The organism is Amycolatopsis sp. VS8301801F10, assembly GCF_046195355.1.
In the GTDB taxonomy this organism is placed as follows: Bacteria; Actinomycetota; Actinomycetes; order Mycobacteriales; family Pseudonocardiaceae; genus Amycolatopsis.
In genome coordinates this window covers 1,756,303-1,774,363 of the sequence record NZ_CP176065.1, presented here as the reverse complement: position 1 = coordinate 1,774,363, position 18,061 = coordinate 1,756,303, and the positions used below count along the sequence as shown (strand labels likewise).

The 18,061-nt window shown below is 69.5% G+C and carries 17 protein-coding genes; 7 read left to right on the top strand and 10 right to left on the bottom strand.

Going from position 1 to position 18,061, the window contains the following annotated elements; translation table 11 throughout:
* Window positions 1-9: 9 nt before the first annotated feature.
* The 8 genes from F9C11_RS08580 to F9C11_RS08545 all read right to left on the bottom strand — a co-directional run bounded on the left by F9C11_RS08580 (window position 10) and on the right by F9C11_RS08545 (window position 7,524).
* Window positions 10-1,224: a cytochrome P450 gene (locus F9C11_RS08580; protein WP_409184350.1), complete on the bottom strand. Its 1,215-nt coding sequence runs from the start codon at window positions 1,222-1,224 to the stop codon at window positions 10-12.
* 91 nt (window positions 1,225-1,315) lie between these two features.
* Window positions 1,316-1,744, bottom strand: coding sequence for an alternative ribosome rescue aminoacyl-tRNA hydrolase ArfB (gene arfB, locus F9C11_RS08575; RefSeq protein ID WP_409184349.1), 429 nt, complete (start codon window positions 1,742-1,744; stop codon window positions 1,316-1,318).
* Between the two features lie 33 nt (window positions 1,745-1,777).
* Window positions 1,778-2,848 carry a phosphoribosylformylglycinamidine cyclo-ligase gene (gene purM / locus F9C11_RS08570; protein WP_037354000.1) on the bottom strand — a complete coding sequence of 357 codons (1,071 nt, stop codon included), beginning with the start codon at window positions 2,846-2,848 and terminating at the stop codon, window positions 1,778-1,780.
* A gap of 31 nt (window positions 2,849-2,879) precedes the next feature.
* Window positions 2,880-4,427, bottom strand: a complete 1,548-nt coding sequence (gene purF / locus F9C11_RS08565; RefSeq protein WP_409184348.1) for an amidophosphoribosyltransferase — start codon at window positions 4,425-4,427, stop codon at window positions 2,880-2,882.
* A 583-nt stretch (window positions 4,428-5,010) separates the two neighbouring features.
* A complete protein-coding gene (locus F9C11_RS08560; protein ID WP_409184347.1) occupies window positions 5,011-5,400 on the bottom strand; it encodes a hypothetical protein in 390 nt (129 codons plus the stop codon).
* The gene (locus F9C11_RS08555; protein ID WP_409184346.1) at window positions 5,387-5,626 is read right to left on the bottom strand and encodes a DUF397 domain-containing protein; all 240 of its coding nucleotides are present in this window, start codon (window positions 5,624-5,626) and stop codon (window positions 5,387-5,389) included. The genes F9C11_RS08560 and F9C11_RS08555 overlap by 14 nt, the downstream gene beginning before the upstream one ends.
* A gap of 469 nt (window positions 5,627-6,095) precedes the next feature.
* Window positions 6,096-6,974 carry a helix-turn-helix transcriptional regulator gene (locus F9C11_RS08550; RefSeq protein WP_037354011.1) on the bottom strand — a complete coding sequence of 293 codons (879 nt, stop codon included), beginning with the start codon at window positions 6,972-6,974 and terminating at the stop codon, window positions 6,096-6,098.
* 169 nt (window positions 6,975-7,143) lie between these two features.
* Window positions 7,144-7,524, bottom strand: coding sequence for a sterol carrier family protein (locus F9C11_RS08545; RefSeq protein WP_409184345.1), 381 nt, complete (start codon window positions 7,522-7,524; stop codon window positions 7,144-7,146).
* 59 nt (window positions 7,525-7,583) lie between these two features.
* On the opposite strand from F9C11_RS08545, the gene F9C11_RS08540 reads away from it, so the two are divergent.
* Together F9C11_RS08540 and F9C11_RS08535 are read left to right on the top strand one after the other, a co-directional pair.
* Window positions 7,584-8,237 (top strand): type VII secretion system-associated protein, encoded by a 654-nt coding sequence (locus F9C11_RS08540; RefSeq protein WP_409184344.1) that lies wholly within the window; start codon window positions 7,584-7,586, stop codon window positions 8,235-8,237.
* 119 nt (window positions 8,238-8,356) lie between these two features.
* Complete coding sequence (locus F9C11_RS08535) at window positions 8,357-9,145, top strand: lysozyme (RefSeq protein WP_409186848.1); 789 nt, start codon at window positions 8,357-8,359, stop codon at window positions 9,143-9,145.
* Between the two features lie 46 nt (window positions 9,146-9,191).
* On the opposite strand, the gene F9C11_RS08530 is transcribed toward F9C11_RS08535, so the two are convergent.
* A complete protein-coding gene (locus F9C11_RS08530) occupies window positions 9,192-9,326 on the bottom strand; it encodes a hypothetical protein (RefSeq protein ID WP_378303814.1) in 135 nt (44 codons plus the stop codon).
* Between F9C11_RS08530 and F9C11_RS08525 the strand changes: the two genes are divergently transcribed.
* From F9C11_RS08525 to F9C11_RS08515, 3 genes are all read left to right on the top strand, one after another.
* Window positions 9,319-10,209 (top strand): lysozyme, encoded by an 891-nt coding sequence (locus F9C11_RS08525; RefSeq protein WP_409184343.1) that lies wholly within the window; start codon window positions 9,319-9,321, stop codon window positions 10,207-10,209. The genes F9C11_RS08530 and F9C11_RS08525 overlap by 8 nt on opposite strands.
* Window positions 10,210-10,395: 186 nt before the next feature.
* Window positions 10,396-11,250: a hypothetical protein gene (locus F9C11_RS08520; protein WP_409184342.1), complete on the top strand. Its 855-nt coding sequence runs from the start codon at window positions 10,396-10,398 to the stop codon at window positions 11,248-11,250.
* 4 nt (window positions 11,251-11,254) lie between these two features.
* Window positions 11,255-12,205, top strand: coding sequence for a pentapeptide repeat-containing protein (locus tag F9C11_RS08515; protein ID WP_409184341.1), 951 nt, complete (start codon window positions 11,255-11,257; stop codon window positions 12,203-12,205).
* Window positions 12,206-12,247: 42 nt separating this feature from the next.
* Here the strand turns inward: F9C11_RS08515 and purL are convergent, their stop codons facing one another.
* A complete protein-coding gene (purL, locus tag F9C11_RS08510) occupies window positions 12,248-14,575 on the bottom strand; it encodes a phosphoribosylformylglycinamidine synthase subunit PurL (protein WP_409184340.1) in 2,328 nt (775 codons plus the stop codon).
* 108 nt (window positions 14,576-14,683) lie between these two features.
* Between purL and F9C11_RS08505 the strand changes: the two genes are divergently transcribed.
* The gene (locus F9C11_RS08505) at window positions 14,684-16,318 is read left to right on the top strand and encodes an ABC transporter ATP-binding protein (RefSeq protein ID WP_409184339.1); all 1,635 of its coding nucleotides are present in this window, start codon (window positions 14,684-14,686) and stop codon (window positions 16,316-16,318) included.
* Complete coding sequence (locus F9C11_RS08500) at window positions 16,315-18,057, top strand: ABC transporter ATP-binding protein (RefSeq protein ID WP_409184338.1); 1,743 nt, start codon at window positions 16,315-16,317, stop codon at window positions 18,055-18,057. The genes F9C11_RS08505 and F9C11_RS08500 overlap by 4 nt, the downstream gene beginning before the upstream one ends.
* The last annotated feature ends 4 nt before the right edge of the window (window positions 18,058-18,061 follow it).

Here is an 18,061-nt window from a genome sequence, read left to right as displayed (position 1 = left end):
AAGGAACCGCTACCACTCGACCAACACCTCCCGCACCCCACGAATCACGCCATAGGTGCGCTGCGGCCGGGCTTCCGGGTGAAGCCGCATGTTCGGCAGGGCCGCGAGCAACTCCTGCACCATGACCCGCAACTCGACCCGGGCAAGATGCCGGCCGAGGCACCGATGCGCCCCAGCACCCCAGCCGAGATGAGCTGGCCGCGTCCGCCCTCGCTCCGGACGGAAGACGTCCCCGTCGAGGAAATGCCGCTCGTCGCGGTTGGCGCTTCCCCACGTGAGCAGCACTCGATCGCCTGCGTCGAGCAGCACCCCGCCCAGCGTGGTCGGCCGCGTGACCGCCCGCCCGGTCGCCGCCACAGCGGGCTCATAGCGGACCGCTTCCTCGATGAACTCGTCCAACGCCTTCTGGCTGCCGCGCACCCGCTCCCGCAGGTCCGGGTTCTCGGCCAGCAGCAACGCCATCGTGGCGGCCGCGTCAGTGGTGGTGAGCTGACCAGCAGCGACCATCAGCGAGGCGAAGCGCAGCACCTGCCGTTCGCTGACGGTCTCGCCGAGGTCAGCATGGATGACGTCGGACAGCATGTCCTCCCGCGGCGTGCCAACCCGTTCCCGGATGTGGCCGAGCAGGAGCTTCGCGTACTCGCGACCACGCTCCTCCGCTTCCTCCCTGCTTTCGGCGGCGACCAGTCGCTTGGCGTGTTCAGCCAGCCGCCCTCGCTCGCCTTCCGGAACACCGAGCAAGGCCGCGACGACGAGCGGCGGAACCACCTGCGTGTAGGCAGTTACGAGTTCGGCTCGGCCGTCCTTGGCGAATCCGGCGAGGGCCTCTCGGCACAACCGCCGGATGAGTGACTCGTGTTCCTTTGCCGCAGCAGGCGTGAAATAGGGTCGGAGAATCCGCCGCCACGCCAAGTGTGCCCGGCCGTCGAATTCAAACAAAGGCGCTCTCGGTGGCGGATTGTCTTCGGATTCAGCATCCTCGGCTACGACATCCGCAGCGCCGAGGCCATGCACATACGAACTGAATATCTCGCCATCGCTGGCCGCTTCCCGGATCTCGTCGTAGCCGGTCAGCAGGTGGAACCCGCCATGCGCGGAGCTTCTCGCCACGGGGCAAACCCGCCGGATAGCGCCGAGACGTGCGTAAACGTCTTCGGCGACCGCGGGATCGAGGTGGTCGAAATCGACTTCGGCGGGAATTCGCCGTTCCGGGGATCGCGTCACTCCCCAGGAATAGCGAAGGCGGAAAACAAATCACAAGAAGGCAATTCAGCGAAATTCCCAGCCAAGCCTTCACCCGCAGTGATCAACAACTCTAATCGTCGTACCGGCCGCCCCGGCCGCGCTTCACGTCGCTGCGTCGTTTTTTCGCCGCCAACCGGCGTTCCTTCGAGCCTCGCGACGGCTTGGTCGGGCGCCGCTTGGCTGGCGGTGGTGCCGAAGCCTTCGTCAGCACCTCCGCCAACCGCTCCCGGGCCGCGTCGCGGTTCATTAGTTGGGAGCGGTGTTCGCTGGCTGCGATGGTCAGCACGCCGCCGACCAGGCGGGGGCCCAGCCGGGTCGTGATGCGTTCTTTCAGCGCGGGCGGGATCACTGCGGAGCCCGCGACGTCGAACGACAGCTCGACGCGCGAGTCCGTCGTGTTCACGCCTTGTCCGCCCGGTCCTGAGGATCGGGAGAAGCGCTCTCGCAGTTCGGCGCCCGGGATCACGAACCGGGCGCCGACGCGTACGTCCTCCGCCATGTCCTCAGTGTCTCAAGACAGGGCAAGCGGCTTTCAGAATCGCGGGTGGTCGCCGGACAGGACCGCGCGCGGGCCGTCCGGGTCTTCGGCGGGCTGGACGTCTCCGAGGATCCACGCGGGCACGTGCCGGGCGGTGAGCACCGCCAGTGCCCGGTCGACGTCCTCCGACGACACGATCGCCACCATGCCGACGCCCATGTTGAACGTCTTCTCCAGCTCCGCCCGCTCGACCTTGCCGCGCTGCCCGATCAGCGCGAACACCGGAGCCGGCGTCCACGTGCCGCGTTCGAGCTTGGCGACCAGGCCGCGCGGCATCACGCGGGCGAGGTTGGCCTCCAGGCCGCCGCCGGTGATGTGCGCGAACGTGCGCACCTCGGTCTCGGCGACCAGCGCGAGGCAGTCCTTCGCGTAGATCTTGGTCGGCTCGAGCAGTTCCTCGCCCAGCGTGCGGCCGAATTCCTCGACGTGCCCGTCCAGCGGCATCCGCGCGATGTCCAGCAGCACGTGCCGGGCCAGCGAGTAGCCGTTGGAGTGCAGCCCGGACGAGCCCATCGCGAGGACGACGTCGCCGGGGCGGACCTTCTCCGGCGACAGCAGCGCGGACGCCTCGACCGCGCCGACGCCGGTGGCCGACAGGTCGTAGTCGTGCTCGCCCATCAGGCCGGGGTGCTCTGCGGTCTCGCCGCCGAGCAGCGCGCAGCCCGCCTGGACACAGCCCTCGGCGATGCCGCCGACCAGCGCCGCGATCTTCTCCGGCACGACCTTGCCGACCGCGATGTAGTCCTGCAGAAAGAGCGGCTCGGCCCCGGTGACGACCAGGTCGTCGACCACCATCGCGACCAGGTCGATGCCGACCGTGTCGTGCTTGTCGAGCGCCTGCGCGACCGCGATCTTGGTGCCGACGCCGTCGGTCGACGACGCGAGGATCGGCTCTTTCCACTTGTCGAGCTTGAGGGAGAAAAGCCCGGCGAAACCGCCGACCCCGCCGCGCACCTCGGGCCGGGTGGCCCGCTCGGCGTGTGGCTTGAGCAGCTCGACGGCCTGGTCACCGGCGTCGATGCTGACCCCGGCGGCTGCGTACGTGGCGCTCGTGGACTCGCTCACGGAAGCGGACTCCCTACTGGACATGCTTGGTTCACGGACGCCGGACGGCGTCTTCGGCACCGTACCCGGCGGCACTGACAGGAGTCGCCGCGCCACCGGCGGCGTCCATGCTTTCGAGCAGGTGCTTGCCGATGAGCGCGTCCTCGGGCAGCGGAATCGGGTACTCGCCGGAGAAGCAGGCCGTGCACAGCCGCGACTTCGGCTGCTCCGACGCCGCGACCAGGCCGTCCAGCGAAATGTAGCCGAGCGAATCGGCCCCGATCGAACGCCGGATGCCGTCCAGGTCCACGCCGTTGGCGACGAGTTCGGCACGCGAGGCGAAGTCGATGCCGTAGAAGCACGGCCACCGCACCGGCGGCGACGCGATCCGCACGTGCACCTCGAGCGCCCCGGCCTCGCGCAGCATCCGCACGAGCGCGCGCTGGGTGTTGCCGCGGACGATCGAGTCGTCCACCACGACCAGCCGCTTGCCGCGGATGACGTCGCGCAGCGGGTTCAGCTTCAGCCGGATGCCGAGCTGCCGGATGGTCTGCGACGGCTGGATGAACGTGCGCCCGACGTAGGCGTTCTTGACCAGACCGGTGCCGTACGGCAGGCCCGAGCCCTGCGCGTACCCGATCGCGGCCGGGGTGCCGGACTCCGGCACCGGCATCACGAGGTCGGCGTCGACCGGGTGCTCGGCGGCCAGCTTGCGGCCGATCTCGACGCGTGTGGCGTGCACGCTGCGGCCGGCGATCGACGTGTCCGGACGCGCGAGGTAGACGTACTCGAAGACGCAGCCCTTGGGCTCCGGGTTGGCGAACCGCGACGAACGCAGCCCCTCGGCGTCGATGGCGATCAGCTCGCCCGGCTCGACCTCGCGCACGAACGACGCGCCGCAGATGTCGAGCGCGGCGGTTTCGCTCGCCACGACCCAGCCGCGCTCCAGCCGGCCGAGCACCAGCGGGTGCACGCCGTGCGGATCGCGGGCCGCGTACAGGGTGTTCTCGTCGGCGAAGACCAGGCAGAACGCGCCCTTGAGGGTCGGCAGCAGGTCCAGCGCGGCGGCCTCGATGCCCTTGTCCGCGGCGTTCGCGGCGAGCAGCCCGCAGACGAGGTCGGAGTCGCTGGAGGACCCGGTGAGCCCGGCGTGCGGCTTCAGCCCCGCGGCGACGGTGCGATCGCGCAGTTCGGCGGTGTTGACCAGGTTGCCGTTGTGCGCGAAGGACAGGCCGCTGCCGGTGTCCGTGGTGCGGAAGATCGGCTGGGCGTTCTCCCAGATCGTGGCCCCGGTCGTGGAGTACCGGCAGTGCCCGACGGCGATGTGCCCCTGCAGCGACTGCAGGACCTGCTCGTCGAAGACCTGGCTGACCAGCCCGAGGTCCTTGAAGACGACGATCTGCGAGCCGTCCGAGACGGAGATGCCCGCTGCCTCCTGCCCGCGGTGCTGCAGGGCGTAGAGGCCGTAGTAGGTGAGCTTGGCGACTTCTTCCCCGGGAGCCCAGACGCCGAAGACGCCGCACTCCTCACGGGGTTCCCGTTCGGGTTGATCTTCGTGATCTTCGGGTCGAGCAGGACTGGCGGAGGGGTCGGAAACCACCGGGGAGCTCCCAGGAAGACGCGGGCGGGGCACGTTCAAGTGTAAGGGGTGGACGGGGCTGGGAGGCCGGGCGCGGGGTGGTTCTGCCCACTCTGGGGGATGGGTTTGTGAGCGGTGGTCTTGGTTTGGAGCGGGGGTCTTTGCTGGGGTTCGGCTCGTCGCCTGGCGGCGACATTGCTGAGGGGGGCTGGGCAGGCACCCCGAAGCCGAGTGTGCTGACGGTCTGAGGGTGGTTGTCAAGGCGGGAAAGATGCCTTGACAACCACCCTCAGACCGCAGGGAGGCTTCGTATCGGGGTGCAGGGCGGGGGGTGGCTGCATGGAGCTGTTGGGGGTGCGGGATTGCGTTTTTTCGGTGGGAGGGGCTTGTGTCTCGAGGTGGTGTTGCGGCGGGGGCGGGGTCGTGAGGGGAACCCTGGGGCGCGAGGGTGGCCCTCACGGACGGTGGCCGGGGCGGGAGTGCGCGGCGGCGGGGGCGGGGGCGGGGCGGAAATGAGCCAGGCCCCGCACGAAGTGGATTGGGCCACTTCGTACGGGGCCTGAAACTGGGGGCGCCGGTGGGGAACAGCGCGGAGGAGGTGGAGCTAACGGGCGGCTAGCCACTTCGAGCGGCCGCCTCGGCCGGGGACCCAGCAGCCGTTCGTGGAGACGGCGGTGGGGGCCGGTGAGCGCTCGGGGAGGGCTAGCACTTCGCCCAGTACCTGGTTTGCTTCGCCGCGCGAGCGCCACAATGTCGCGGTCGGGGCGAAGATGTTCTGCTCGCTGCCAGGGAGGCGAGTGGCCTCGACGTCGTCCTCCGCGTTCAGGCGGACCACGTCTACTACGTTGTCGTGGACTCGCACTCCGACCACGGCCTGCACTTCCCCGCTCCCGTCCGTCGGGTGGACGAACTGGTAGCCGCGGGCGATCAGTTGCTGCAGGCCCTCTTCGAGGTCGAAGGTCGAGCCGACGACGTCGGTCTCAGCCGAGGACATCGTCGAATTCGCCGTCCTTGGCTCCCGCCAGGAAGGCGGCCATCTCGGCCCGCGTGTAGACGAGCGCCGGGCCCTCCGGGAAACGGGAGTTCCGCATCGCGATCTCGCCCGAGGACAGCGGGGCCACTTCGACGCAGTTGCCCACCGCGCCGCTGTAGCTCGCCTTGCGCCACTGCGCTCCGGTCAGACGGTCGGCCGGAATACCGTTCTCGAACCGCTCAGCCATGATGCCACCTTCCGGGAAGGACGATGAAAAGCTCAGGAATCTGCATGTGCATCTGCCTGTGACTTCGACGCTAGCACGCGCGCATGCAGCGGTAAATGCACGTGCAGAATTTTCTGCAAATTTCTCACTGCGTGACGACACGGTTCAGTAGAAGTTCCCAGACGGGTGATTCGAGCACTACCCGAGCGGGCTAATTGCTACCTGGAGTCACGATATTGGCAGGCTGTTAACGGAATGCGTTCGGGACTCGCCGCCGCTGAGTGCAGTGAGTGAATGAGGGACACTTACCGTGATGACCGGAGCATCGATCGGGAGGGCCTGCACCCCGGGTTAGCGGGAGGCGTTTCCGGACTTATGCACGCTCGGTGATGAGAATGCGGTGCGGTGTTCTCTATTCGGCTAGTCGTCGCCGGATGGCCGGGACGGAATTCCCGGCGAGGAGAATTCCCCCGGAGACCTAGGAGCCGACTTAGATCTCGGCCTTGCGCTTGGCGATGCGGGCCCGGCTGCGTTCGGGAGTTTCCGCGTCGACCGCGAGCAGGTCCAGCGCCCGGCCGTACTTCTCGATCTCGTCGCGCTTGTCCAGGTAGTGCGCGCCAGTCAGGTACTCGACGTAGACGATGTTCGGCAGTTCCGCCTCCGCGAAGCGCAGCAGCGAGAACGCGTGCTCGGCCGACAGGCCGCTTCGGCAGTACGGAAGGATCTGCACCGACACGTGCGGCAGCGTGGTGACCTCGAGCAGGTACTCCAGCTGCTGCCGGAACACCTTCGGGCCGCCGATCGGCCGGTACAGCACCGATTCGTCGAGCACCGCCCAGATCCGCGGCGCGTCGGGGCGGGCCAGCATCTTCTGCCGCCGCATGCGCAGGGCGACCAGCTGGTCCACGCGTTCGTCGGCCATCTCCGGACGGCCGTGGCTGAAGATCGCCCGCGCGTACGGCTCGATCTGCAGCAGGCCCGACACGAACAGCGGCTCCCAGATCTGGATGCGGGACGCCGCTTCCTCCAAGCCGACGAGGTCGGTGAACCACCCGGGCACCGTCTCCCCGAACTTGCGCCACCAGCCCGCTTCGTTCGACTGCTTGACCATGTCGAGGAACGCTTTGCGCTCTTCCTCGTCGGAGACGCCGTACATGGTGAGCAGGTCGGCGACGTCGCGTTCCTTGAATCCGACGCGGCCGAGTTCCAGCCGGGAGATCTTGGATTCCGAACCGCGGATGTTGTAGCCCGCCTGCTGGCGCGTGATCCCGGCTTCCTCGCGCAGGCGGCGAAGCTGCGAACCGAGGATCATCCGGCGCGCTGTCGGGCCGAGGCTCTGCTCGCCGGCGGACACGCCTACCGCGTTCATGACCAGGGCCCTTCCATCGCCGCTCGTTCGCAGGGGGAATCGAAATCCGACTACCCAAAGTACACGCAAGGCCCGGCCCCGGACAGCGTGGCACAAGCCTCGGCTCAGGGGATTCTACGGAGTGTGTGCCCCAGAAGACACACCTGTGAGAACAATTTGCCGCGGTAAATCAGATCCGGACGACCGGAAGCCAGTGCGAAAGGTCCGCCCGGCTGCCCGATGCGGAGACGCGGGCGGCGCTGAGCGCGTCGTCCCAGTCCAGGAGGCCGGTGGCCAGTTCGAGCCACGTCCGCGGATCGGTCTCGACGACGTTCGGCGGCGTGCCTCGGGTGTGCCGCGGGCCCTCGATGCACTGCACCGCGGCGTACGGCGGAACCCGGACCTCGACGGTGTGCCCGGGTGCGTCCTGGGCGAGCGTCCGCAGCGTCGCGCGCACCGCGGCGGCCAGCTCAGGACGGGCCGGATCCGGTCCGGCACCGCGCAACCAGTCCGAAACGGCCAGCACCGCGGCCCGTAACTGAGCGGGATCGACCGAACGCGAAGAGGCCATGCGACAACAGTAGAGTGGCCGCGGACGGACTTTCAGGCACCCGGCACCGAGGGACGGCGATGGCGCAGCGGGACGAGGCAGATCGGATGGTTTCCCGGACCCCGGCGGGCAAACGCGCGCGCCGGAACGCTTATCCCCGTCGCGGACCGCAGGGAAAACCGGAGATCACTCCCGAGATGCGGGCCAACGCGCGGGCGAACCCGAACAGCTGGCTGTACGTCATCGACGAGGCCTTCGACGCCCGCGGCCCGGTGCCGTCGTGGGCAGTCGTCGGCGCGTATCCGGTGAACGGGACGGGAGAGGTCGTCGAGGACTTCCACCCCAACGACCGGTACCGGCCCTCGCCGAAGGCGCTCGGTTTTCCCGAGCCGCGCAACGAACTCGAGCGGCTGCTGCAAATGGTCCGGACCGAACACCGGCCCGCCGAGGACCTGCCGCGCGTCATCCTCGATTCGACGCTGCTGGTCTACGCGCTGTCCCCGGTGCAGCGCACGGTGATCGGCTTCCACAACACCGACGGCCGCGTCATGGTCCCGGCGTACACGTCGAAGTCGCTGGTGCCGCGCGAATGGCCGCACGCCCGCGCGGTGCTCGGCCGCGACATCGCCGGGCTGCTCGCCGGACATCCGCTCGCGATCAATCCGCACGACCTGATCACCGCCGTCGTCCCGGCCGAGCACCTGCTGAAAGCGCTGGCCGAAGAGCGCCGCTGACCTGGGCAGACCACTCTGCCGAGTGATCATGATTCGCCGAAACCCGCGCATCGGGGCATCGTGACGCAGTAGGAGTACACGCGTCCGGTGAGGAGTCCTGGGTGAAGCGTCATCTGCTGCTGCGCTGGAGCGCGGTTCTCTTCGCCGGGATCACCGGCACGTCCCTGTGCGAAACCGCCGAGGCGGCGCCGAGCTACGCCGGGGCCGCGGACAACTACGCGGGTTCGCAAATCGCGAAGCACGAAGGCGTCCTGGGAGCGCCGAACCTCGCGTACACGACCGGAGACCAGTACCTCGGACACGACGTGAGCGGGCACCAAGGACCGGTCGACTGGCCGGCCGCGGCGAGAGACGGCGCGAAGTTCGTGTACGTGAAAGCGACCGAGGGCACCGGGTTCGTCAGCGGCCAATTCGCCCAGCAGTACAACGGTTCCTACCAAGTCGGGCTCGTCCGCGGGGCCTACCACTTCGCGCGCCCGGACGTGTCCGACGGGGCCGCGCAGGCCAACTACTTCCTCGCGCACGGCGGCGGCTGGTCGGCCGACGGCCAGACGCTTCCCGGCGCGCTCGACATGGAATACAACCCCTACGGGGAAACGTGTTACGGCAAGGACGCGAACGGGATGGTCGCGTGGATCCGCGCGTTCTCCGACACCTATCGCGCCCGCACCGGAAGGCTGCCGACGATCTATACGTCGACTAGCTGGTGGAAACTCTGCACCGGAAACAACCCTTCTTTCGGAGGGAATCCGCTCTGGATCGCGCGCTACAACTCGTTCATCGGCGAGCTCCCGGCGGGCTGGGCACAGCACGCCATCTGGCAGTTCTCGAACAGCGGGACCCTGCCCGGGGACCAGAACTGGCTCAACGGAGCCCAAACGGCGCTACGCAATCTGGCATTCGGGTGAACGTTCGTGACGTCGTCACGAATTAGTCATCACCCCCCGATGAAAATCACCCACTCGCCCATTCATCTTCACGGAACTTGATGACAAACGCCGATTCGTCCTCAAGAATCTCCCCCGTGGCGGCTACCTGCACATAGCCGCCCTCCGCGAGGGTATCTGTGAAGGGATCGACGATGTCCACTTCCCGAAGAGGACGGCGCACCACGCTGCTGTCCGCACTGACCGTCCCGGTTGTCGCGCTCCTGCTCGGCGCGTCGACGGAGGCGACGGCCGCCCCGGCGGCTTCCCCGCTTTCGGCGAGGGAGATCAACGCCGTCAATGCCGACATCCAGGCGAACAACCACGCCATGGGGTCGCAGATCCGGCGCGTCGAGGGGGATCAGTCCACCCCCGAGACGAAAGCCGCCGCGCAGCAGCCGCAACCCGCGGCCGCGCTGCCGAACCAGGTGGCGGCCACCGTCGCCGGCATGGACGTCGCCAGCTACCAGGGCAACGTCAACTGGGCCAGCTGGTGGAGCCAGGGCAAGCGATTCGTCTGGACCAAGGCGACCGAGAGCACGAGCTACACGAACCCGTACTTCGCCCAGCAGTACAACGGTTCCTACAACCAGGGCTTCATCCGCGGCGCCTACCACTTCGCCACCCCGAACACCTCGAGCGGCGCGGCACAGGCGACCTACTTCGTCGCGCACGGCGGCGGCTGGTCCCGGGACGGCAAGACGCTGCCCGGCGCGCTGGACATGGAGTACAACCCCTACGGCGCGACCTGTTACGGCCTGAGCAAATCCGCGATGACGGCGTGGATCAAGGACTTCCACGACACCTATCACGCGAAGACGGGCCGCTGGCCGGTGATCTACACGTCGACGAGCTGGTGGAACCAGTGCGTCAGCGGCGATTTCTCCAGCACCGCACCGCTGTGGGTCGCGCGGTACGCGTCCTCGGTCGGCACGCTTCCGTACAACTGGGGCTACTACACCGTGTGGCAGTACACCTCGAGCCCGCTGGACCAGGACACGTTCAACGGCGCCTACGACCGGCTGCAGGCACTCGCCAACGGCTGACCTGAGCGGCGCGCACGGACGCGGCTCCCGGTTCTCCCCTCCTCCTGCCGGGCGGGGCGGCCGGGAGCCGCTTTTGTGCGCGCGTTGCCCGCCTTGCACAATGCAGACCTGGGGCGGAGACGGAACCGCCTGAGCCGGCGGGGCGTCAGACCGCGGCGCGAGTCGGTGCAGCAGGAAGGCGGAACCATGACTTACCCACCGCAGCCCGGACAGGGCGGGGACCCCTACGGCCAGGGCTGGCAGCAGCCCGGCTCGGGCGGGGTGCCGCAGCAGCCGGGGTGGGACCCCAACCAGGGCCAGCAGCAGCCGGGCTGGGACCCGAACGCCCAGCACCAGCAGCAGCCCGCCTGGGATCCGAACGCTCAGCAGCAGCCGCAGCAGGGCTGGGACCCGAACGCTCAGCAGCAGTACCCGGGGTATCAGCAGCAGCCGTACGGCGGCACCCAGCAGTTCCCGCAGCAGGGCTGGGACCAGGGGCAATACCCCGGCGGACCGGGTGGCGAGCCGCCCAAGAACAACAAGACCGGCCTGTGGATCGGCATCGCCGTCGCGGTCGTCGTGGTGGTCGCGCTGGGCATCACCGGGTTCGTCGCGCCGGGATTCTTCCTGAGCAAGGACGACAAGGGCACCACGCAGGCGCAGCCGCCCGCCCCGGCCCCGTCCCAGTCGTCGGAGGCCCCGCTGCCGAGCGACTCGACCTCGCCGTCCACGGATTCGAGCGACGAGCCCGACTCCGGCGGATCCGGTTCGGGCGAGGCGCGGCAGGTCATCAACGACTTCCTCGCGAAGCTCAACGCCAAGGACGCGGCAGGCGCGACCGCGATGGCCTGCCAGGGCACCGAGAGCATGTCCAAGCGCAGCATCGACGAGACCACCAGCGGCGACCCGCAGCTCAAGCTCGGCAAGGTCACCGAGGGCAGCGCCACGACGAGCGCCCGGCTCAGCGGCAAGCTGTCGGGCAAGGACGCCAGCGGCACGATGGTCGTGATGAACCGCGGCGGCGGCTACTGCGTGGGGCTGTACCTGATCCTGGCGTTCTGACCCGGTGCGCTCGCCGCTGCTGTGGACGCTGATCGCGTCCGCGGTACTGCTGTGCGGGGTCGGTGGCTGGCTGCTCACCGACCCCGCGACGAGCCGGAGCGAAGCGCTGAAAACCGGCGGACTCGCGGGCGGCGCGGTCGTGGCGCTGTATGCGTTGTGGCTCAACGACCGCCGCCGCCGCGTCGAAGAGGCGCGGCAGGTGATCGAACAGCAACGGCACGACGTCGACCGCGAGCGGATCTCCGACGAGCGGTTCGCGAAGTCGGTGGAATTGCTGGGGCACGAGGCCGATCAGGTGCGCGTGGGTGCGTTGCACGCGCTGGCCGGGCTGGCGCGTTCGCGGCCGGAGTATCGGCAGACGGTGCTGGACGTGCTGTGTTCCTATCTGCGACGGCCGTTTACGCACCGCCGTTATGAAAATCCTGAGCTCTCCGGCACTCCGGAAGAGGAACGCGAGCTGCAGGTGCGGCTCACCGCGCAACGGCTCATCCGGGACCTGCTGCCACCGTCCGATGTGGACGGACCGGGTCCGGACCTCGACCTGACCGGCGCCGTGCTCGAGTATTTCGACCTTTCCCGCCGCCGGATCGGCGGCTTGCTGCTGCGGCACGCTTCGCTGTACAGCAGCACGAACCTCAGCGGCAGCGTCTTCACCGGACAGGCCTACTTCACCGCGGCCGGTACCGGACCCGGTCGACTGGTGGGCGTTTTCCGTTGCCGCGACGCGACTTTCCTCGACCGGGCGTGGTTCTCCGGCACTGAGTTCTCGGAGCGGACCAACTTCTCCGGCACGACCTTCGCCGGGCGAACCACCTTCAATGGGGCGACGTTCGCGAAGGAAGTCTTGTTCGACGGGGCGAGGTTTTCCGACTTGGCCGCGGCGGAGGTGCACCTGCCCGCAGGCTGGACGCTCGAAGCACAGAGTCACGGCTGCATAGCGGTTCGGTCGTCGTGAGTGCCTGTCCCGGTTAGAACCGGGACAGGCACTCACGAGGGCTCAGTCGAACAGCGCCGGAAGGGTCTTCTCCCAGGTCTCGCGCAGTTCTTCGAGGGTGAACTCGGTGATGCCCTGGATCTCCAGCGTCCCCGAATCCGGGTCGACGACACCGGTCTTGCGCCACGGCAGGCCGCGCGCGGTGCACATCTCGGTGAACCGCAGTTCCTCCGTGCGCGGGACCGCCACCAGCACGCGGCCGGACGACTCGGAGAACAGCTGCACGAACGGGTCCTGGTCGCGGTCGAGGAACACCCGGGCCCCGCACTGTCCAATGAGGACAGTTTCGGTGAGGGCCTGTGCCAGGCCGCCGTCGGACAGGTCGTGCGCGGCGGAGATCATGCCGTCGCGCGAACCGGCCACCAGGATCTCGGCCAGCAGCTTCTCGCGGGCCAGGTCCACCCGGGGCGGGACGCCGCCGAGGTGCCCGTGCAGTTCGCGGGCCCAGGCCGAACCGTCCAGCTCGTCGTGGGTTTCGCCGAGCAGCAGCAGGGTCTCGCCGGCCTCCGCGCCGATGCCGGTCGGGATGCGGCGGGTGACGTCGTCGATCACGCCGAGCACCGCGATCACCGGGGTCGGCAGGATCGCCGTGTCGCCGGTCTGGTTGAAGAAGCTGACGTTGCCGCCGGTCACCGGGATGCCCAATTCGACGCACGCGTCGGCGAGACCGTGCACGGCCTGCTCGAACTGCCACATCACGCCCGGGTCGGTCGGGGCGCCGAAGTTGAGGCAGTCGGACACCGCGACCGGGGTCGCGCCGCCGGTGGCGACGTTCCGGTACGCCTCGGCCAGCGCGAGCTGCGCGCCGCGGTACGGGTCGAGGTAGACGAACTTCGCGTTGCAGTCGGTGGCGACCGAGACGCCGCGGTTGCTCTCCTCGTCGATCCGGATCATGCCGGAGTCGGACGGCTGGGACAGCACCGAATTGCCGCGCACGTAGCGGTCGTACTGCGCGGTCACCCATTCCTTCGACGCCTGGTTCGGCGACGCGATGAGCTTCAGGAAGTCCGCGCGCAGTTCCTCGGGCGTCGACGGACGCGGCAGCTTCGCGGACGTGTCGGCGATCAGGCCGTCCTGGAACGCGGGGCGCTCGATCGGGCGGTCGTACACCGGGCCCTGGTGCGCGACGGTGTGCGCGGGCACGTCGACCACGATCTCGTCGTGCCAGGTGATGACGAGGTGCTCGCCGTCGGTGACCTCGCCGATGTCGGTGGCGATGACGTCCCACTTGGCGCAGACCGCCATGAACGCCTCGACGTTCTCCGGCGCGACGACCGCGCACATGCGCTCCTGCGATTCGCTGGAGAGCACCTCGGCGGGCGTCATCCCGGTGGCGCGCAACGGAACCCGGTCGAGGTAGATGTGCATGCCGCCGTCGCCTGCCGCGGCCAGCTCGGACGTCGCGCAGGACAGCCCGGCGCCGCCGAGGTCCTGGATGCCGACGACCAGGTTCTCCTTGAACAGGTCGAGACAGCACTCGATGAGCACCTTCTCGGTGAACGGGTCGCCGACCTGCACGCTGGGCAGCTTGCGCCGCCCGGCCGCGGATTCGTCGCCGGAGAAGGTATCGCTGGCGAGCACGGACACGCCGCCGATGCCGTCGAGGCCGGTGCGCGCGCCGAACAGGATGATCTTGTTGCCTGCCCCGGACGCGAACGCCAGGTGCAGGTCCTCGGTGCGCATCGCGCCCACGCACAGGGCGTTGACCAGCGGGTTGCCCGCGTACGACGGGTCGAAGACCAGCTCGCCGCCGATGTTCGGCAGGCCGAGGCAGTTGCCGTAGCCGCCGACGCCCGCGACCACGCCGGGCAGCACGCGCTTGGTGTCCGGCGCGTCGGCCGGGCCGAAGCGCAGCGCGTCCTGCACCGCGAGCGGCCGCGCGCCCATCGCCATGATGTCGCGCACGATGCCGCCGACGCCGGTGGCCGCGCCCTGGTACGGCTCCACATAGGACGGATGGTTGTGGCTTTCCACCTTGAAGGTGACCGCCCAGCCGTCGCCGATGTCGACGACGCCCGCGTTCTCGCCGATGCCGGCCAGCATCTTGGCCTTCATCTCGTCGGTGGCGGTCTCGCCGAAGTAGCGCAGGTGCTTCTTCGAGGACTTGTAGGAGCAGTGCTCGCTCCACATCACCGAGTACATCGCGAGCTCGGCGTCGGTGGGCCGGCGGCCGAGGATTTCCCGGATCCGCGCGTACTCGTCTTCGGCGAGGCCGAGTTCGACGTACGGCTGGCTCGTTTCCGGGGTCGCCGCGGCCACTGCGGTGGTGTCTGTGCTAGCAACAGGGCTGGTCACAGTGTTTGTCCGACTGTCCGTGTCAGGGTTCGCCACAAGGCCAAGACTACGTGTCGGCCGGGTCACACCCGCAGCCGCCCGGCCTGCTCGGGCGGGGATAAATGAGTCGCGCCGGACACTCCCGGCGGCTTAGCGTCAGTGATCGTGCTTTCCGCCACGTACCGCTTTCCCGAGATCCGACTCCCGGAACACCCGACGCCGGTCCGGTACCTGCTGGCGGTCCTGCGCGCGCGGCCGGGGCTGGTCCTCGCCGCGATCGTCACCGGGGCCGGCTGGTCGCTGCCGAGCGCCCTGCTGCCGCTGGTGGTCGGCCGGGGCGTCGGGGCGATCGCCGCAGGCGATTCGTCCGCGCTGTGGCGCTGGGCGCTGATCGCGGGCGCGCTCGGCGTGACGCAGGCGCTGCTCGGCACCGGGCTGCACTTCGCGTCGTACGGCCTGTGGATGCACGGCGCGGGCAGCACGCAGCGCCTGGTCACCGACCACACCACCCGGCTCGGCGCGTCCCTGCGGGAGGCGACCAGCACCGGCAACGTGGTGGCGGTGACGTCGTCGGACATGAACTGGGTCGGCAACGCGTTCGAGGTCGTCGGCCGCACGTTCGGGTCGCTCGTGGCGTTCGTGGTGATCGGGATCGCGATGCTCGGCACCTCTCCGGTGCTGGGCACGGTCGCGCTGGTCGGCGTCCCGCTCGCGGTGCTCGGCATCGGCCCGCTGCTCGCGCCGCTGCAGAAGCGGAAAACCGCGCAGCGGGAGAATCTGAGCGACGTGAACGCACTCGGCGCGGACATCGTGTCCGGGCTGCGGATCCTGCGCGGCGTCGGCGGCGAACGGCGGTTCCTCGCCCGGTTCCGCGAGGCCAGCCAGCTGGTGCGGCGGTCAGGCGTCGAGGTCGGCCGCAGCGAATCCTGGCTCGCCGCCGCGGAGATCCTGCTGCCCGGGCTGGTCACGGTGGCGATCACCTGGCTGGGCGCGCGGCTCGCGCTCGACGGCACGATCGGCGTCGGCGAGCTGGTGGCGTTCTACGGTCTTTCGGCGTTCCTGGTGGTGCCGGTCGCCACGGCGACCGAACAGGTCAGCTCGCTCAGCTCGGGGCTGGTCGCGGCTCGCAAGGTGTGCGGGCTGCTGGCGCTGCGGCCGAGGCTCGCCGAGCCGGTTTCGCCGCTGCCGCTGCCGGACGGTCCGCTGGAGCTGGAGGACACCGCCAGCGGCATCCGGATCGCGCCGGGCAAGCTGACCGTGGTCGACCTCGGCGCCGAGGCGGAGGCGATCGCCGCGCGGATGAGCCGGTTCGCCGACGCGGACGAGGGCGAGCAGGTGCTGGTCGGCGGGGTGCCCGCGGATCGCGTCGCGCTGGCCGAGCTGCGCCGGCGAGTGGTGTACGCGCACAACCAGGACCTGTGGTTTTCCGGGGTGCTGCGCGATCAGCTAACGCCGGAGCATCCGCGCGAGGTGGACATCTTCGCGGCGCTGCACGCGGCGGACGCCGAGGACATCATCGAGGCCCTGCCGCGCGGCGTCGACGAGCTGATCGGCGAACGCGGCCGCGAGGTGTCCGGTGGGCAGCGGCAGCGGCTGAGCCTGGCCCGCGCGCTGGCGATGGACTCCGACGTGCTGCTGCTCGACGAGCCGACGTCGGCGGTCGACGCGCACACCGAGGCCCGGATCACCCAGCGCACCAAGGAATTGCGGACCGGAAGGACCACGGTGGTGTTCAGCCAGAGTCCACTGTGGAGGAACGTGGCCGACGAGGTCGTGCACGGAAAGGCAGTGACGGTATGACGACGCGGCTCCCGCTGGCGTCGAAACGCGAGGTACGGCGCTGGGCGAAACGCGTGGCGGTCGAGCACCGGCGCGAGTTTTCCGTGATGCTCGGGCTGTTCTGCCTGGCCACCGTGGTCGGGCTGGCCGGGCCGCAACTGCTCGGCTGGCTCGTGGACGGCGTGGTCGAGCACGGCCCGACGCTGCAGGTCGACCTGCTGGCCGTGGGTTTCGTGGTGGTGCTCGTGCTGCAGGCGTGGGCGAGGAAGGCGGCGCGGCTGCGCGGCCGGATGTTCGGCGAGCGCGTGCTGGCGCAGACCCGCGAACGGTTCGTCACGAACGCGCTCGGCCTGCCGCTCGGCACCGTCGAGGCGGCCGGCACCGGCGACCTGCTCAGCCGGGCGACCACGGACATCAACCGGCTGGACGTCGCGGTGCGGTTCGCCGCGCCGGAAATCCTGATCGCCGCGGTGACGGTGTTGTTCACGACCGTCGCGATGGTCGTGACGTCGCCGCTGCTCGCGCTGGCCCTGCTGGTGGCGATCCCGCTGCTGGTGCCGGTGAACATCTGGTACCAGCGGAAGATCCCGACCGCGTTCGCGTGGATGCTCGACCGCTGGGGCGACCTGCAGTCGATCACCCACGAGACGGTGGAGGGCGCGCGGACCACCGAGGCGCTCAGTCTCACCGAGCGCCGCATGCGGGCCGGGCACCACGCGCTCGACCAGGCGACGCTCGGCGAACGCCGGATGCGGGCACTGCAGATGCGCTGGCTGCCGACGCTGGAGATCAGCTACGTCTTGCCGATCGCCGTGCTCCTGCTGCTCGGCATGCTGGCCTACAGCCAGGGCTGGGCCGGACTCGGCACGATCACCACGATGCTGGCGTACGCGCAGGCGATGACCGCGCCGCTCAGCGAGGCGATGTTCTGGCTGGAGGACCTGCAGGTGGCGGTGGCCGCGACGCGCCGGATCATCGGCGTGCAGCCGAACGAATCGGCGAACAAGGTCACGGAGGTGCCGCGCGGTCGGGACATCGAGGTGCGCGACGTCCGGTTCGGCTACACCGCCGACCGCGAGGTGCTGCATGGCATCACGCTGAGTGTGCCGCGCGGCGAACGGCTGGCGATCGTCGGGCCGTCGGGCGCGGGCAAGTCGACACTGGGCAGGCTGCTGGCCGGGATCTCGGCGCCGACGGCGGGGTCGATCCAGGTCGGCGGCGCCGAGGTGTCGACGCTCGCGGACGACGTGCTGCGCGGCGAGGTGCTGCTGCTGACGCAGGAGCACCACACGTTTTCCGGCACGCTGCGGGAAAACCTGGCGCTCCCGGCGCGCCGCGGCGGCGGGGACTGGACCGACGAGGAACTGATGGCCGCGCTCGCGTCCGCCGGCGCGGCGGAGTGGGCGGCCAGCCTTCCGGACGGGCTGGACACCAAGCTCGGCTCGGGCGCGTACGCGGTCCCGGCCGGTCTCGCACAGCAACTGGCGCTGGCCCGGGTCGTCCTGGCCGACCCGCACACCCTGGTGCTGGACGAGGCGACGTCGCTGCTGGACACCGGTTCGGCTCGGGAGTTGGAACGGTCGCTGAACTCGGTGCTCGAAGGCCGCACGGTGATCGCGATCGCGCACCGGCTGCACACGGCCGCGGCGGCCGACCGGGTCGCGGTGGTCGAGGGTGGGCGGATTACCGAACTCGGCCCGCATGAGGACCTGATCGCGGCGGGCGGTCCGTATTCGCGATTGGTTGCGGCGGCGAGTTGAGCGG

Bases quoted from the DNA above. Each gene is read 5' to 3' on its own strand.
- arfB (WP_409184349.1), bottom strand. From the start codon at position 1,744: ATGGCGGAGGACGTACGCGTCGGCGCCCGGTTCGTGATCCCGGGCGCC.
- F9C11_RS08560 (WP_409184347.1), bottom strand. From the start codon at position 5,400: ATGTCCTCGGCTGAGACCGACGTCGTCGGCTCGACCTTCGACCTCGAA.
- F9C11_RS08555 (WP_409184346.1), bottom strand. From the start codon at position 5,626: ATGGCTGAGCGGTTCGAGAACGGTATTCCGGCCGACCGTCTGACCGGA.
- F9C11_RS08550 (WP_037354011.1), bottom strand. From the start codon at position 6,974: ATGAACGCGGTAGGCGTGTCCGCCGGCGAGCAGAGCCTCGGCCCGACA.
- F9C11_RS08545 (WP_409184345.1), bottom strand. From the start codon at position 7,524: ATGGCCTCTTCGCGTTCGGTCGATCCCGCTCAGTTACGGGCCGCGGTG.
- F9C11_RS08540 (WP_409184344.1), top strand. From the start codon at position 7,584: ATGGCGCAGCGGGACGAGGCAGATCGGATGGTTTCCCGGACCCCGGCG.
- F9C11_RS08525 (WP_409184343.1), top strand. From the start codon at position 9,319: ATGTCCACTTCCCGAAGAGGACGGCGCACCACGCTGCTGTCCGCACTG.
- F9C11_RS08520 (WP_409184342.1), top strand. From the start codon at position 10,396: ATGACTTACCCACCGCAGCCCGGACAGGGCGGGGACCCCTACGGCCAG.
- F9C11_RS08500 (WP_409184338.1), top strand. From the start codon at position 16,315: ATGACGACGCGGCTCCCGCTGGCGTCGAAACGCGAGGTACGGCGCTGG.